Origin of the sequence: Nonomuraea sp. WAC 01424, from assembly GCF_003947315.1 — a bacterium.
Taxonomy (GTDB): Bacteria; Actinomycetota; Actinomycetes; order Streptosporangiales; family Streptosporangiaceae; genus Nonomuraea; species Nonomuraea spiralis.
Window position 1 is genome coordinate 31,342 of the sequence record NZ_QHHZ01000004.1, and the last position, 15,067, is coordinate 46,408.

Annotated in this window: 13 protein-coding genes; 9 read left to right on the plus strand and 4 right to left on the minus strand. The window is 71.9% G+C overall.

Features of this window, described 5'->3' with window-relative positions; all coding sequences use genetic code 11:
- Positions 1-24: 24 nt before the first annotated feature.
- The 5 genes from DMB42_RS12455 to DMB42_RS12475 are packed head-to-tail and all read left to right on the plus strand — an operon-like array spanning position 25 to position 9,500.
- Complete coding sequence (locus tag DMB42_RS12455; RefSeq protein ID WP_125633951.1) at positions 25-3,171, plus strand: glycoside hydrolase family 78 protein; 3,147 nt, start codon at positions 25-27, stop codon at positions 3,169-3,171.
- 30 nt (positions 3,172-3,201) lie between these two features.
- Complete coding sequence (locus DMB42_RS12460) at positions 3,202-4,083, plus strand: carbohydrate ABC transporter permease (protein WP_125634795.1); 882 nt, start codon at positions 3,202-3,204, stop codon at positions 4,081-4,083.
- Positions 4,080-4,904: a carbohydrate ABC transporter permease gene (locus tag DMB42_RS12465; RefSeq protein WP_260477650.1), complete on the plus strand. Its 825-nt coding sequence runs from the start codon at positions 4,080-4,082 to the stop codon at positions 4,902-4,904. Before DMB42_RS12460 ends, DMB42_RS12465 begins: the two co-directional genes overlap by 4 nt.
- A 48-nt stretch (positions 4,905-4,952) precedes the next feature.
- On the plus strand, positions 4,953-6,395 hold the full coding sequence (locus DMB42_RS12470) for an ABC transporter substrate-binding protein (protein WP_125633953.1): 1,443 nt from the start codon (positions 4,953-4,955) through the stop codon (positions 6,393-6,395).
- Between the two features lie 9 nt (positions 6,396-6,404).
- Positions 6,405-9,500 (plus strand): DUF5722 domain-containing protein, encoded by a 3,096-nt coding sequence (locus DMB42_RS12475; protein WP_260477651.1) that lies wholly within the window; start codon positions 6,405-6,407, stop codon positions 9,498-9,500.
- A gap of 30 nt (positions 9,501-9,530) precedes the next feature.
- Here the strand turns inward: DMB42_RS12475 and DMB42_RS12480 are convergent, their stop codons facing one another.
- Together DMB42_RS12480 and DMB42_RS12485 are read right to left on the minus strand one after the other, a co-directional pair.
- The gene (locus DMB42_RS12480; RefSeq protein ID WP_125633957.1) at positions 9,531-10,145 is read right to left on the minus strand and encodes a histidine phosphatase family protein; all 615 of its coding nucleotides are present in this window, start codon (positions 10,143-10,145) and stop codon (positions 9,531-9,533) included.
- Positions 10,146-10,210: 65 nt separating this feature from the next.
- The gene (locus tag DMB42_RS12485) at positions 10,211-11,452 is read right to left on the minus strand and encodes a PEP/pyruvate-binding domain-containing protein (RefSeq protein WP_125633959.1); all 1,242 of its coding nucleotides are present in this window, start codon (positions 11,450-11,452) and stop codon (positions 10,211-10,213) included.
- A gap of 59 nt (positions 11,453-11,511) precedes the next feature.
- On the opposite strand from DMB42_RS12485, the gene DMB42_RS12490 reads away from it, so the two are divergent.
- Positions 11,512-11,907, plus strand: coding sequence for a DNA-binding protein (locus tag DMB42_RS12490; RefSeq protein ID WP_125633961.1), 396 nt, complete (start codon positions 11,512-11,514; stop codon positions 11,905-11,907).
- Positions 11,904-12,539 carry a transcriptional regulator gene (locus DMB42_RS12495; protein ID WP_125633963.1) on the plus strand — a complete coding sequence of 212 codons (636 nt, stop codon included), beginning with the start codon at positions 11,904-11,906 and terminating at the stop codon, positions 12,537-12,539. Before DMB42_RS12490 ends, DMB42_RS12495 begins: the two co-directional genes overlap by 4 nt.
- Before the next feature lie 118 nt (positions 12,540-12,657).
- Here DMB42_RS12495 and DMB42_RS12500 read toward each other — a convergent pair whose 3' ends face one another.
- Entirely contained in the window at positions 12,658-13,185 is a 528-nt protein-coding gene (locus tag DMB42_RS12500; RefSeq protein ID WP_125633965.1) for a CGNR zinc finger domain-containing protein, read from the minus strand.
- Between the two features lie 26 nt (positions 13,186-13,211).
- Between DMB42_RS12500 and DMB42_RS12505 the strand changes: the two genes are divergently transcribed.
- Both DMB42_RS12505 and DMB42_RS12510 read left to right on the plus strand, forming a co-directional pair.
- Positions 13,212-13,676 (plus strand): GNAT family N-acetyltransferase, encoded by a 465-nt coding sequence (locus DMB42_RS12505; RefSeq protein WP_125633967.1) that lies wholly within the window; start codon positions 13,212-13,214, stop codon positions 13,674-13,676.
- Positions 13,677-13,869: 193 nt separating this feature from the next.
- Positions 13,870-14,010 (plus strand): hypothetical protein, encoded by a 141-nt coding sequence (locus DMB42_RS12510; protein WP_221762115.1) that lies wholly within the window; start codon positions 13,870-13,872, stop codon positions 14,008-14,010.
- Between the two features lie 394 nt (positions 14,011-14,404).
- Here the strand turns inward: DMB42_RS12510 and DMB42_RS12515 are convergent, their stop codons facing one another.
- A complete protein-coding gene (locus tag DMB42_RS12515) occupies positions 14,405-14,992 on the minus strand; it encodes a TetR/AcrR family transcriptional regulator (protein ID WP_125633969.1) in 588 nt (195 codons plus the stop codon).
- Between the last annotated feature and the right edge of the window lie 75 nt (positions 14,993-15,067).

Here is a 15,067-nt window from a genome sequence, read left to right on the forward strand (position 1 = left end):
TCAACTACTCGGGGAGCCCCTCTGATGCATCTCGCCGTGACCGACATGCGCGTGGAAGGACTGGCCGAACCGCTGGGCCTCGACGTGAGCGCGCCGGAGTTCTCCTGGCGGATCACCGGGGCCGGACGGGGACGGGCCCAGAGCGCGTACCGGCTGGTCGTGGGGCAGGAGTGCGACCCGGTTGATGAGGGGGCCGAGCCGGTCTGGGACAGCGGCGTCGTGGCCTCGGCGGCGACGTACGGCCTCCCGTACGGCGGCGCGGAGCTGCGCCCGAGGACGCGCTACCAGTGGCGGGTCAAGGTGGCCGACGAGAGCGGTGAGTGGTCCGGCTGGAGCCCGGCGCACTGGTTCGAGACCGGGCTCGGCGAGGCCGGCGGATGGATGGCGGGCTGGATCGGCACCCCGGTGGTGCCCGGTTCGGAGCGGTTGCCGTCGCTGGAGAACGTGCCGCGCATCTGGGTCGCCGGCCCGCTCGGGCCCTCGGACTCGCCGTCCGGGGCGTTCAGGACGCGGTTCTCGGTGCCGGGCGGCGCCCGGCCGCTGTCGGCGTGGCTGGTGATCGGCGGCGGCGACGAGATCGAGGCGTACGTGAACGGCACGCCGGTCGCGGGGGAGCGGCGGGACGGGGCGTTCGTGGCCGACGCGGGCGACCTGGTGGCCTCGGGCGAGAACGTGCTGGCGATCAGGGCCACCGGCTCGGGCCTGTGCGTACGGCTGGAGGTCGTGGTCGAGGGACGGCCGGCGCTCCCGCAGCTCGTGCCCGTGGCCGGCGAGAGCACGGTGACCGTCACCTCCGGCGGCCGGTGGCGGGCCGAGGACCGGCCGGGCGACGGGTTCGAGCAGCCCGGGTTCGACGACGCGGACTGGCGGCTGGCCGAGGAGGTCGGGCTGCACGGCGACCCGCCGCTGGGCCGCGAACCGGTCGGCGACCGGCCGAGCCCGTACCTGCGGCGCGAGTTCGGCGTGCCGTCGCCGGTGCGCCGGGCCAGGCTGTACGCCACCGCGCTCGGCGTCTACGAGATCCACCTGAACGGCACCCGGGTCGGCGCCGACCATCTGGCCCCGGGCTGGACCGACTACCGCGATCGGGTGACATACCAGACCTACGACGTGACGGCCCTGGTGTCGGAGGGACACAACACGATCGGCGCGGTCCTGGCCGACGGCTGGTACGCCGGCAACATCAGCTGGTTCGGCTCCTTCCAGTACGGCCGCCGCCTGGCCTTCCGCGCCGAACTGGAGATCCTGCACGAGGACGGCACCCGTACCCGCCTGCGCACCGACGCCGACTGGCGGGCGGGCTCGGGCGCGATCCGGTACGCCGACCTGCAGAACGGCGAGCGCCAGGACCTGGCCGCCGAGCCGCTCGGCTGGACGGCGGCCGGGTTCGACGACTCCGGCTGGGCGCCCGCGGTCCCGGTGAGCCCGCCCGCGGGCCGGCTGACCGCCTCCGTCGCGCCGCCGATCCGGGTGCACGAGGAGATCGAGCCGGTGGCGCTGTGGGAGCAGCGGCCCGGTGTGTGGATCGCCGACTTCGGGCAGAACCTGGTCGGCTGGGTCCGGCTCACCGTCCGCGCCGCCCGCGACCGCCCGGTCGTGCTGCGGCACGCCGAGGTGCTCGACCACGACGGCGGGCTCCACCTGGCCAGCCTGCGCTCGGCCCGCGCGACCGACGAGTTCCTGCCGCGCGGCGAGGAGGCCGAGACGTTCGAGCCGAGGTTCACCTTCCACGGCTTCCGCTACGCCGAGATCTCGGGGCTGCGCGCGGCCCCCGAGGCGGTCACCGCCCGGGTGGCCTACGCCGCGATGGAGCCGGCGGGCGAGTTCACCTGCTCCGACGAGCGGCTCGACCGGCTCCAGCGCAACATCGTGTGGGGGCAGCGGGGCAACTTCCTGGCCGTCCCCACCGACTGCCCCCAGCGGGACGAGCGGCTCGGCTGGACCGGCGACATCTGGGCCTTCGCCCCGACCGCGCTGTTCAACTACGACGCCGCCGCGTTCCTGCGGAGCTGGCTGACCGACGTGATCGCCGCGCAGGGCGACGACGGCGCGGTCACGCACGTGGTGCCCGACGTGTTGTCGGGCCGCGGGTTGTCGCCCAACCCCAAGGAGGCCGGCTCGCCCGGCTGGGGCGACGCGCTGGTGAAGCTGCCGTGGGCGCTGCACCGGCTGCGCGGCGAGGCGGAGCTGGTCGCGGCCTGCTTCGAGCCGATGTCGCGCTGGCTGGCGTACCTGGACAAACGCTCCGACGGCGGGATCTTCCCCGAGGAGGGGTTCGGCGACTGGTTGTCGATCGGCGCCGAGACCCCCAAACGGCTCGTCGGCACCGCGATCTTCGCGCTGTCGGCCCGGCAGCTCGCCGGGCTCGCCGCCGCGCTCGGCCGCGACGCCGACGAGCGGGCCTGCCTGGAGCTGTACGAGCGGGTACGGCGGGCCTTCCGCGCCACCTTCGTCGAAGGGCCCGGCGTGGTGGCTAGCGGCACGCAGACCGCGTACGTGCTGGCCATCACGGCCGGGCTGCTGGAGGAGCACGAGCTGCCGAGGGCCGCGGCCCGGCTGGTCCGCGACATCGAGGCGCGCGGCGGCCACCTGTCGACCGGCTTCCTCGGCACGCCGTACCTGCTGGACGCCCTCACCTCGACCGGGCGGCTGGACGTGGCCTACCGGCTGCTGACGCAGGACACCTTCCCGTCCTGGCTCTACCCGGTCGTGCACGGCGGCGCGACGACGATGTGGGAGCGCTGGGACTCCTGGAGCCACCACCGCGGCCTCCAGGACCCGGGCATGAACTCCTTCAACCACTACGCCTACGGCGCGGTCGGCGACTGGATGTACCGGACGGTCGGCGGCCTCGCCCCCGGCTCGCCCGGCTACGCCGACATCGTCGTACGCCCCCGCCCCGGCGGCGGGATCGGCTGGGCGCGCACCGCCCACCGCACCCGGCACGGCCAGGTGGAGATCTCCTGGCGGCTGGCCGACGACGGCTTCGCCCTGGACGTGGTCGTGCCGCCCAACACCCGGGCCGAGGTGCACGTGCCCGCGCCGCCGGAGCGGGTGACCGAGGGCGGCCGGCCGGCTGGCGAGGCGGCGGGCGTGACCTTCGACCGCCTCGACGACGGGGACGCGGTCTACCGGGTCGGCTCCGGCTCGTACGCGTTCCGGACCCTGTGACGGCTGAGAGGCAGTTCGATCGTGACCAGCATGAAAGCGCGCCGCCGGATCCCGTGGGGCGTCTACCTCGTCCTCCTTCCCACCTTCGCCCTGCTCGCGGCGTTCGCCTACTACCCGGCGCTGAACGGCATGATCCACTCGCTGTACGAGTGGCGGCCGGGCTTCGACTCGCCGTTCGTCGGCCTGGAGAACTACCTGACGATGCTCGGCGACGACCTGTGGTGGGCCTCCTTCCGCAACGTCGGGATCATCTTCGTCTGGGCCGTCACGCTCATGTGGGTGTTCCCGCTGCTGGCCGCCGAGCTGGTGATGTCGCTGTCCAGTGAGCGGCTGCGCTTCGTCTTCCGCACCCTGCTCATCCTCCCGCTGGCCTTCCCCGCCGTGGTCAACGTGCTGCTGTGGCAGTTCATGTACGACCCGCGCGACGGCGTCGTCAACAGCCTGCTGCGCGCGACCGGCCTGGACGGGCTGGCCGGCAACTGGATCGGCGACCCGCGCACGGCGCTCGTCGCGCTGATGACGATCGGCTTCCCGTGGGTGGCGAGCCTGCCGTTCCTGGTCTTCCTGTCGGCGCTGCAGAACGTGCCGGCCGAGATCTACCAGGCCGCCGAGGTGGACGGCGCCGGCCGGCTGCGCCGCTTCTGGAGCATCGACCTGCCGATGATGTTCCGCGACGTCAAGCTGCTGTTCGTGCTGGCGGTGATCTCGGTGCTCCAGTACGGCATGCAGGCCCACATCATGACCCGCGGCGGGCCTGACAACGCCACGCAGGTGCCGGTGCTGCGCATGCTCGACGCCGCCTTCGTGGACACGAGCTGGGGGTACGCCGCCGCGCTCGGCACCGTGCTGTTCGCGCTGACCCTCGGGGTGAGCCTCGTCGCGCTGATGCTCGGCAGGAGGTCCGGATCGTGAGCCGTACCAGAAGGACCGACCTGGTGGCCGGCGGCGTGCTGGCGGTGCTGGCGTTCGCCGGGCTGTTCCCGTACCTGTTCATGCTGGCCGCCTCGGTCAAGGACAACGAGCAGTTCTTCGCCAGCTACTGGTCGCCGGCCTGGCCGCTGCACCTGGACAACTACGCGGCGGCCTGGGAGCAGGTCAGCCCGTACCTGTTCACCTCGTTCGTGGTGGCGGTGCTGGCCATCGCCGGGACGATGGTGCTGGCCCCGGCCGCGGCGTTCGTGTTCGCCCGCTACCGCTTCCCGGGGCGCGGCGTGCTGTTCGGGATGGTCGCGGCGCTGCTGATGGTGCCCTCGATCACCAGCCTGATCCCGCTCTTCGTGCTGATGCGCGACCTCGGCATCCTCGACAGCCGGCTGGTGCTGATCATCCCGCACGTCACCGCGAACACGGTCTTCGGGATCGTCGTCATGCGCACGTACATGGCGCAGATCCCCGAGGAGATGTTCGAGGCGGCGCGGGTGGACGGCGCGGGCGGGGTCCGCCTGTTCCTGGCCTTCATGTTGCCGCTGGCCCGGCCGGTGATCGGCACCGTGGCGCTGATGACCGTGCTGGGCGTGTGGAACGACTACTTCTGGCCGCTGCTCACCGTGCAGACCGACACCTACCGGACGATCCCCGCGGGGCTGGCCTTCTTCGCCAACCAGAACGCCCAGCAATGGGGGCCGCTGTTCGCCGGTTACGTCCTGGCCAGCCTTCCGCTGGTGGTGTTGTTCACCTTCCTGTCCAAGTGGTTCCTGGCGGGCATCCAGGGCGGCATCGTCTCCGGCAAGTGAGCCGCGTGCTCGATTGAAACGTATCAATTAGAAAGGACCCGTATCCCGATGAGAACACCCCCCAAGAGCGGGCTCGCGGCCTCGGCCATGCTGCTCGCGCTGACAGGCTGCGGCCTGCTCGGCACCGGCGGGACGGACGCCCCGGACGGCGGCGGCAAGGTCACCATCACCCTGGCCGGCCCCAACCAGTGGAACGCGAGCGGCAGCAGCTTCGGACCGGCATGGGAGGCGCTGGTCGACTCCTTCGAGAAGCGCGAACCCGGCATCGAGGTCAGGACGCAGGTGCTGCCCCTCGACGGCTTCATGCAGACGATCACCACCCAGCTCGCCGCCGGCACCGCGCCCGAGCTGGTCTTCAACCAGCCGCCGCACAAGGCCCACGAGGTGCACGCGCTCGACGACGAGCTGCAGAAGCCCAACCCGTACGTGGCGGGCAACCAGCGCTGGATCGACGTCTTCAGGAAGGAGTACTACGGCCCCGGCGTCTCCAAGGCGCTGAGCAAGGAGAGCGGCAAGCTGGAGTACGTCCCGTTCAACCTGGTCGCCATCGGCCTGTTCTACAACAAGGACGCCTTCGCCAAGGCGGGCCTCGACGGGCCCCCGGCCACCTGGGCGGACTTCAAGGGCGCCTGCGCCAAGCTCAAGGCGGCCGGCTACGACCCCGTCGCCCTCGACAAGGGCGGCCTGGCCACCGGCTGGACGTGGGAGGCGGTCAGCACCCAGCTCATCGACAAGTACTACGACGACTGGAACTTCTTCGACGCCACCGGCAAGCCCGGCAAGGCGCCGACCGTGACCGAGAAGTCGATGAGCAAGGCCATCAAGGAAGGCACGCTCACCACCAAGACCCCCGAGGTGGCCGAGGCGCTCAAGATCTACAAGGAGTTCTTCGACTGCGGCACGCCGAACTGGACGGGTGTGGCCGACGGCGGCGCGACCGTGGGCTACCGCGACTTCGTCTCCGGCAAGGCCGCCATGTCGTGGGGCACCGACTTCGCCGTCGAGGCGCTGAAGACGGACGCGAAGTTCCCGCTCGGCACGATGCCGTTCCCGACGATCACCAAGGAGAGCACGCCGCTGTCGTCGGAGGCCCCGGCCCGCTACGGCGCCTCGATCGGCGGCACCAGCTACATGATCCCCTCCACCGTCAAGGGCGAGAAGTACGCGGCGGCGGTCAAGTTCCTGCAGTACATGAGCTCCCCGGCGATCAAGCCCTGGCTGGACGCGACCGGCGGCCTGCCCGCCATCGAGGGCGTCGAGCCGTCGGCCGAGACCGCCGGGCTGCTGGAGGGCGAGTGGGGCAAGCCGTTCCGGGTGGTGGCTCTGCCGGGCGGCCCGGAGGGGACCTCCTTCCGCGACGTGTTCGACGGCTACCTGCTCGGCCGGCGCTCGCTGGAGGAGGAGCTGACCGACCTGGACAAGTGGTGGAAGCGCGGCATCGAGGCCGGGATCAAGAAGAACGCCTGGGGCGACGAGGACTGGGCCAAGTAGGAGATGACCATGCGAATGTTGATCGCCCTGGCGCTGGCCGTGCCGATGCTGGCCGTGAGCGGGCCCGCGTCCGCGGGAACCGGCGCTGAGACCGGCGGGGTGAGCGGTGTCGAGGTCGGCGAGAGCACGATCGTCGTCACCGGCACCGCCCCCGGACCGGCCGAGCTGTACGCGCTGGACACCTGGCAGAACACACCCGCCGGGGAGAAGCCGGTCGCGACCGTCGAGGCCGGCGAGTTCCGCGTCGAGGTGCCCCGGATGGACGGGGACCAGGACCGGCTCTACGACAAGTTCCTCGCGGTCGGCGCGGACGGGCCGCTCGGCGAGGTGCACTACGCCGACAAGCTCGGCTTCGCCGCCGCCAACCGGACCCCCTATCCCGAGATACCGGGGAAGAAGGGGCTTCAGGTTCAGATGACCGACGACGCCGAGGAGATCGGCGTCCAGCACGCCGGCATCAACCTGGCGCTCGACTCCGTCATGATGGCCGGGCCCGGCGCCCCTGGCAACACCATCGAGTTCGTCTCGCAGGGGAAGACGTACTACTTCGACCGTGGCGCGGTCGCCGGGCTCGACGCCCAGGTCAAGCCGCTGTCCGACAACGGCGTGCTGGTCAACATGATCGTGCTGGTCTACAACAGCGGCGCCCCCAACTCCGCCGCCCGCACGCTCATCCACCCCGACGCCGAGCTGGGCAAGGGCACGGTGTACGCGTTCAACACCAAGACGGCCGAGGGCGAGGCGCACTTCACCGCCGCGATGGAGTTCTTCGCCCAGCGCTACAGCCAGGCCGACGGCCGCTACGGCCGGGCGTGGGGCTGGATCGTCGGCAACGAGATCGACGCCCAGCAGTTCTGGTACAACATGGGCCGCCAGGACCGCGACGTGTTCCTCGACCAGTACGCCCGCGCCATGCGGCTGACCTGGCAGGCCGTGCGCAAGGCCGACGCCGCCGCCCGCGTCTACACCTCGCTGACGCACTTCTGGACGGGCGCGGCCAACGACGACCCGAAGTACACCTACAAGGGCCGCGACGTGGTCGACGGGCTCAACGCGCTGACCAAGCGCCAGGGTGACTTCGACTGGAACATCGCCTACCACCCCTATCCGGAGAACCTGTTCAACCCGGCGTTCTGGAACGACAAGACCGCCACGGACAGCTTCGACACGATGCGGATCACGTTCAAGAACATCGAGCTGCTGCCGCGCTACCTCGCCCAGGACCACCTCACCTACGGCGGACAGCGGCGGCGGGTGATCCTCTCCGAGCAGGGTCTGAACTCCCAGGACTACTCCGCCAAGGAGCTTGAGCTCCAGGCCGCGGCCTACGCCTACGCCTACTACAAGATCGCCTTCGCCGACGGCATCGACTCCTTCATCCTGCACCGGCACGTCGACCACAAGCAGGAGGGCGGCCTGCGGCTCGGCCTGTGGACGTGGGACGAGGAGCACAGCGCGCCCTCCAACGCGGGCGAGCGCAAGCCGCTGCACGAGGTGTTCGCCGCCATCGACACCGAACGGTCGCTGGAGGTGACCGAGTTCGCCAAGAAGATCATCGGCATCTCCGACTGGAAGGACGTCATCCCCGGCTTCGACCCCGCCAAGCTGGCCGTCAGGAAGCCGCCCGCCGTGGTGGGCACCCAGCTCGGCGCCCGGCCCGTGGCCGAGCGCGTGATCTCCGGCTTCGAGACCGACACCGGCGGCTGGCGGCCCTCGGACAACGCCGCCGCCGTCGAGCGCCTGGCCGTCGAGGGCGGGCACGCGCTGCGCGTGCGCTTCGACCGCGACCTGCCCGGCTGGTCGCGGTACGCCAAGTCGTACAAGGGCGCGGACGTGCTGTTCGGCACGCCGCTCGACGCCTCGCGCACGCCGCAGCTGTCGGTGTCGGTCCGGGTGCCGGCCGACGCCGCCGCCGGCTTCAAGCCGGGCAACGTCTTCACCGCCAAGGTCCGCGCGTACGGCCGCGGCGGCGCGGTCGCCGAGGGGACCGGCACGATCGACCCGGCGCTCGGCTGGAACCGGCTCACGCTCGACCTGTCCCGCTGGGCCCCGCGCGCCGCGATCTCCCGCGTCAAGGTGTGGGTACGCGGCTCGGTCGGCTCCGACTGGGCGGGCTCGTACGACCTCGACCGGCTGAGCCTGGCCGCGGCGGCGGTGCCCGGCCTGGAGCGGCGCAACGTCGAGGTGAGCGCGTCCACCGCCGAACGCGGCCGGGTCGGCTCGAAGGTCACCTTCACCGTCACCAACCGGGACGTGTTGCCGATGGCCGGCAAGGTCACGTTGTCCGCCTGCGACGGCGTGGGCGTGGACCCGTCCGCGCTGCGGGTGACCGGGCTGCGCACGGGCGAGAGCCGCACGTTCGAGACCGCGCTGACCGCGTACGCGCCCGCCGACCAGGAGTACCCGGTCGTGTGCGCGTCCTACCTGGGAGACGCGCGGCGGGTGACGTTCCGGCTGCCGCCGCAGGCCGCGTACGTGCCGCCGGCCCCCGACGCCTTCGCCAACCAGGAGCTGGCCGACGGCTTCGACCGGCCCGGCGACTACCAGGCGCACCGGGTGGAGCCGGAGGCCAAGGAGCTGCCGCAGGTGACGTACGCGGGCGGCGCGCTGTCGGCCGGGCACCCGTCGGCGTCCTGGTTCGGGCTGCTGTCGTCGGGCGTCTCGCCGCGCAACCCGGCGTTCGCCACGGCGATCACCGTCAAGAAGTTCCAGGGCGACTCCACCGACATGGACACCGTCTACACGGGCCTGGTCAAGGACGGCAAGACCGACATCGCGGCGTTCTACGTCAACACCCAGAAGTTCGCCGGCTTCGAGGTACGCGGCCCGCAGGTGCCGGGCGGACTGGCGGTCTTCGGCGTCAAGCAGGGCGTCACCATCCCCGACGGCGGCCGCTTCGCGCTGTCGCTGGTGGGGGAGCGGGCCGCCATGTACGCCGACACCGGCTCCGGCTGGGAGCTCGTCACCGCGGCCACGCTGGAACACCTGCCCAAGTTGTCGGACCCCGAGGTCAGGGCCGGCTACCGCTACGGCTTCGGCGTACGCGGCGACGCCGGACCGAGCCCGCTGGTGCTCGACGCGGTGGAAGGACGCAGCATCTCCTGACCGGTTCACCTCGGTGATGGGCCACCTGCCTCATGGCCACATGCCCTGCGGGAAGCCGGTCCAGCGCAGGTCGGCCGGCAGGTGGCTCAGGTCGTTGAACATCACCATCGTCGGCGGCAGGCCGGTGCGGTACTCGATGATCGTCAGCGCGGTGTTGGCGCTGTTCAACCCGAGCCACCGGGCCGGCGGCGCGTCCAGCGCGTGCCGTACCAGCCAGGCGATCGGCCCGGCGTGCGTGATCAGCACCTCGTGCGTGTCGGACGGGGGCCCGTCCGCCGCCGGGCCGGGCGCCTCGGCGAACCGGGCCACCAAGGCCTTGGCGAGCCTGTGGCCCGCGGCGGCCTCGGCCTCGTCGTAGCCGTCGAAGTAGCCGACCCAGGACTGCGGCGTCTCGGCCGGGCCGGGCACGTAGGGCACCTGGTCGATGAGCTCGGCGGCCTCGGCCACGGGCACGCCGGGGAGGTGCCGGGCCAGTTCGCGCGCGCTGGCCGCGGCGCGCGGCAGCGGGGAGTGCCACACGGCGTCGACCGGCCTGCCGGCCAGCCGTTCGCCCAGCAGGCCGGCCTGCCGGCGGCCGGCGTCGGTGAGCTGCCCGAAGGCGTCGGCGGCGCCGTGCCGGGCCAGGTAGAGGTGTCGGGTCGCCATTGGCGGTCGGGAGGCGGCGTCCGTACGGGGTCGGCCTCCCTTCTCCTTTCGTCAGGGATGGTCGGTTACGCGTTGGCCGGCGTGACGGTGCCTGCGGTGCCGTCCACGGTGACGACGGCGCCGTCGCGGAGCCTGCTCGTCGCGTACGGGATGCCGAGCACGGCGGGGATGGCGTGCTCGCGGGCGACGATCGCCGCGTGGGAGAGCACGCCGCCGGTCTCGGTGACGACGCCGGCGGCGATGCGCAGCAGCGGCGTCCAGGCCGGATCGGTGAAGGGGCAGACGAGCACGTCGCCCGGCCGCACCCGCGCGAAGTCGTCCGGCCCCCGCACGACCCGCGCGATCCCGGTGACGGCTCCCCGGCTCCCCGGCGTCCCCGCCAGCACCTCATCTCGATCAGCCGCCCCACGTTCCCCGCCGCCCGCCGGACCTGCCTGGGCCGGTGAGGGGAGGGCGGCCGTGATCGGGCGGGCCTGGAGGATCCAGAGGCGGCCGTCGGCGACCGCCCACTCGACGTCCTGCGGCCCGCCGCGCTCGGCGGCGATCCGCCTGCCCAGCCCGGCGAGCCGTACGGCGGTGTCGTCGTCGATCGCCGGCCGTTCCCGGGCCTCGGCGGGCACGTCGCGGACGACGAGCCGGTCGCCGTCCCGATCGAGCCGGGTGCGTTTGTCGGCGACGGTACGGGTGACCGTTCCGTCCGCGGCGACGCGGTAGGCGTCGGGGGTGACCGTCCCGCCGACGACGCTGGGACCGAGGCCCCAGGACGCCTCGATCTCGGCCGGGTCGTCCGGCTCGAAGGGGGTGAACATGACCCCGGAGACCTCGGCGTCCAGGTGACGCTGGACGACGACGGCCATCCTCAGGTCGTCGAAGGGCCGATGGCCGAGGGCGCGCGGCGAGAACAACGAGGCCCAGCAGGCACGCACGGCGTCGGCGACCACGGCGGCCCCGCGTACGGCGAGGAAGCTCTCGTACCGGCCGGCCGCGGAGGTCTGGCCGGTGTCCTCGTCCGCCGCCGACGAGCGTACGGCCATGGGCGCGTCGCCGAGTTCGCCGAGCGCGTGTCCCAGCGCGGCGGTCAATCCGGGGTGCGCCGGGCCGGCCTCGATCGCCCGGCGGGCCGCGTCCTGGGCGTCCGGCTCGGCGGCGTACCGCCCGAGGTCGAGATCGCTGACGGCGGCCAGGTAGGCGCCGAACGGGACGACGAAGCCGTCGGGGACGGGCAGGCCCGCCCGCAGCAGCGCGCCGAGCGCGCCGGCCTTGCCCCCACAGGTCCCGGCGACGGCCTCCTTGAGGGGTACGAACATCCGCCCCGCCTTTCAACAAAATGTTGACGATGTTCCGCCGATTGTGAATCATGTCCTGCATGCCACGCAACCACGACCTCTCCGACACCACGAACGCCGACCAACTCCAGGCCCAACGCGAGGCGGCGGCCCGCCGCCGCCTGCTGGACCTGGGCGCGGACGCTCTCGAACCCCGTCCGTGGCAACCACCGCCCGTGCCGCCGTCGGCGGTCGACCTGGCGCGTTTCGCCCTCTGGCGCGGCGCCGTCCTCGAACCGGAGGACATCCTGAGCGCGCTCGCCTTCCTGCCCGCCGCGCGCGCCGAGGTCGAGGCGATCGAGTCGGCCCTGCTGTTCACGGCCCGGAGCGCGGGGCTGACCTGGGCGCAGATGGCGCAGGCCATGGGGTTCAACTCGCCGCAGGCGTGCCAGCAGCACTACACCCGCCTGACGACGCGGCAGGAGGCGGGCTCATGACCCGGAACTCACCGCAGGACCTCCTGGTCCTGCATGCCGTACGTGTCACCGGCTACGCCGACACCCCGGTGATCGCCCGGCGGTACGGGCTCGGCGCGGCCGAGACCCGCGAGGAACTGCTCGACGCCCAGGCGTGCGGCTGGGTGACGCGCAGCGAGTTCGCCGGCACGGGGGGCTGGTCGCTGAGCGAGGCGGGCAAGGCCGAGGACGAGCGCCGGCTCGCCGCCGAGCTCGATCTCGCCGGCGGCGCGGAGGTCGTCCGCGAGGTCTACGGCGAGTTCCTCCCGCTGAACGCCCTGCTGCTGCGTGCCTGCACCGACTGGCAACTCCGGCCCGACGGCCGCGACCGGCTCGCCGTCAACGACCACTCCGACCCCGCCTGGGACGCCCGGATCCTCCACGAGCTCACCGTCGTCGGCCGCGCGCTCGCCCCGCTCGCCGAACGGCTGACCGGCGTGCTCGCCCGGTTCGGCGGCTACGACACCCGCTTCGCCGCGGCCCTGGCGCGCGTCCGGGGCGGGGAGGGCTCCTGGGTCGACGGCAGCGACGTCGACTCCTGCCACCGCGTCTGGTTCGAACTCCACGAGGACCTCATAGCCACCCTCGGCCTCAACCGCCACGCCCACCCCTGACGCGGGCCCGCGCCAGGAGCGGCTGGATGGGCCGCGGAGGCGGCCGCGACGGCAGCGTCCTGGAACAAGGCCGCGACCGGCGGGGCGACATCATCAGCCGCCGTCGCCTGCCGGCCGGTCAGGTGCCGGGCGTGGACTGCCGGGCGCGGTGGCGGCGTACCGCGTCCCTGTTGGCGCACGGCTGGGAGCAGTAACGTTGCCGGGCGGTGCGTGAGGTGTCCGCGAAGATCATCTCGCAATCGGCGGCGGCACACCGTCCGAGCCGGTCCATGCCCCGGCTCACGAGGTGCAGCGCCGTGCCCACGGAGATCAGCGCGAACAGCACCGCGCCGAGCGGCTGAAGGTCGTCGCGATAGTGCAGGTGCCAGCCATGAGCGTGGTCGGTCAGCCGGGGATAGGCGGCCGACCGGGCCAGCATCTCGTTGACCAGGCCGGCCTTCTCGCGCTCGCCCGGGGCGTCGACGATCTTCGTCCAGGCGTCGATGACGGCGAGGGTCTGGTCGAGATCCGACGGTTGGACGGGGCGTTCCAGCACCAGGCCGGCCGTGCGGCAGCGGTCGGCGAGCTCATGGGCGCTCGCCGGTGGGCGGTTCGCCAGTTCCGCGGCGAAGTTCACCACGTCCGCGCCGTAAGGGTTGAGGTGCACAAGCCCATTACATCAGCCTGTACGTCATGACGCGAACAGCAACAGAAGCTGACATTCCGGAGCTCGTCCGCCTCCGGTCACTGCTCTTCGGCGACCTTGGCGGCGACTTCTTCAACCCCGCGAACGCCGGTGACGACTGGCGTGACACGCTCGCACGGGTTCTCAAACAGAAGCTGACCGAACCCGACTGCCAGATCCTGGTCGTGGACGGCGACACCGGCCTGGCCGCTTGCGGCATCGGCACGATCGAGCAGTGGTTCCCCGGTCCCCATTCCCGCAACGGGAGGATCGGCCACGTCATCGGCATGGTCACCGACCCGTCGTACCGGCGGCGTGGGCACAGCCGGGCGATCATGCTCGGTCTGCTCGGCTGGTTCCGCGACCGCGACGCCGTACGGGTCGACCTCACCGCCTCCCGCGAGGCGGAACCGCTCTACCGGCAGCTCGGCTTCGCCGACCACCCTGATCCTCTGTTGTGCTGGAAGCCGTGAAGACGTCGCGATACCGCTGGGTCATTCTGGGTGTCGCGACGTTCACTCAGGCCGCGGCCTCGTTCTTCGTGCAGGGCATCGGCGCGATGAGCGTCCACCTGCGACGAGACCTGGAGCTGAACACGACCCAACTGGGCCTGCTGCAGTCGAATCGGCGCCGCCGGACCACACCGGATTCGCCCTCGGCCTGGCCATGGCCGTCAACCAGGTGGCGGTCATCCTGGCGCCACCCTTGCTCGGCCTGCTCACGGACCTGACCGGCAGCTTCGCCCCCGCCTGGGCCCTGCTCGCCGCACTGACCGCTGTCACCCTGACGACCACAGCCCGGCTGTGACCGCTTCAGCCGGCGCGTAGCCCTGGACGATCCACTCCTCGGCCGCGCTCGTGGCCGGCGCCGGTGCCGAGGTGACTGGGGGGCCGTCAGTTGCATGGGCGGGTCGGGGAGCTGGAAGTAGCGCCGGATCCCGTCGATGTCGGTGGCGAGCTCTGCGACCACTTGGGCGACTACCTCGCGTGGAGAGGGACGTAAGCCCGCAGTCATGGTGAGACCGTACTCGCTGCGGTCGTCTCGATCGCGGGTGCCGACGATGCGGTGCCGGGTGCATGGCAAGGGGCCTCGTCCGGTGGGCCGGCGCGGAGCACGTGCCGCGATTTCAAGATCGACGGTGAGACCGGGAAGATGATCGAAGCCCGGCTCTCGCGCCAACCCCCTCGTCGGACCGGCAGGTTCACATCGGCTCATCCGTCCGGCGGCGGAGCCCGTCGATCATGACGGCCAGAAGCTGATCACGATATGCGGGGGTCCGCTCCGCCGCCCAGGCTGCTGAAGCGATCAGGGAGAAAAGGGCGGAAGCGTCAATATCAGGTCGGATCGTCCCTGCGTGCTGGGCTCTGGTCAGTAGTTGCGCCCCGGCGGCCTTGACGGCTTGGCAGGTGGCGTGGAGTTCGGACGTGGGGTCGGCGAGGCTGTTGACGAGGGCGTCGACCAGGCCGCGATAGGCCATGGCGTGCTCGACCGCGGCCGTCATCCAGGTGGCCAGGGCCTGGTGCGGGGACGGGGAGGCGAGCAGTTCGTCCGAGCGGGCCTTCAGGCCACGCAGGCTTTCGCCCAGCAATGCCTCCAGGAGCGCCTGGCGGGTCGGGAAGTGCCGGTAGAGGGTCACGTTGCCGACGCCGGCGGTGCGCGCGATGTCGTTCAAGGAGGCGCCGACGCCGTGCTCGGCGAAGGCCGTCCGGGCGGTCGTCAAGAGCCGCTCGTAATTGCGTCGCGCATCCTTGCGCCCTGCGGGCCGGGCCTGCGTCGATCGAGCCACCACGGGGAACCCTCCACCCAGTTGCCAAAACGAGGAACCTCCTCATATCTTAGCCCATCAGAAAACGAGGAGCTTCCT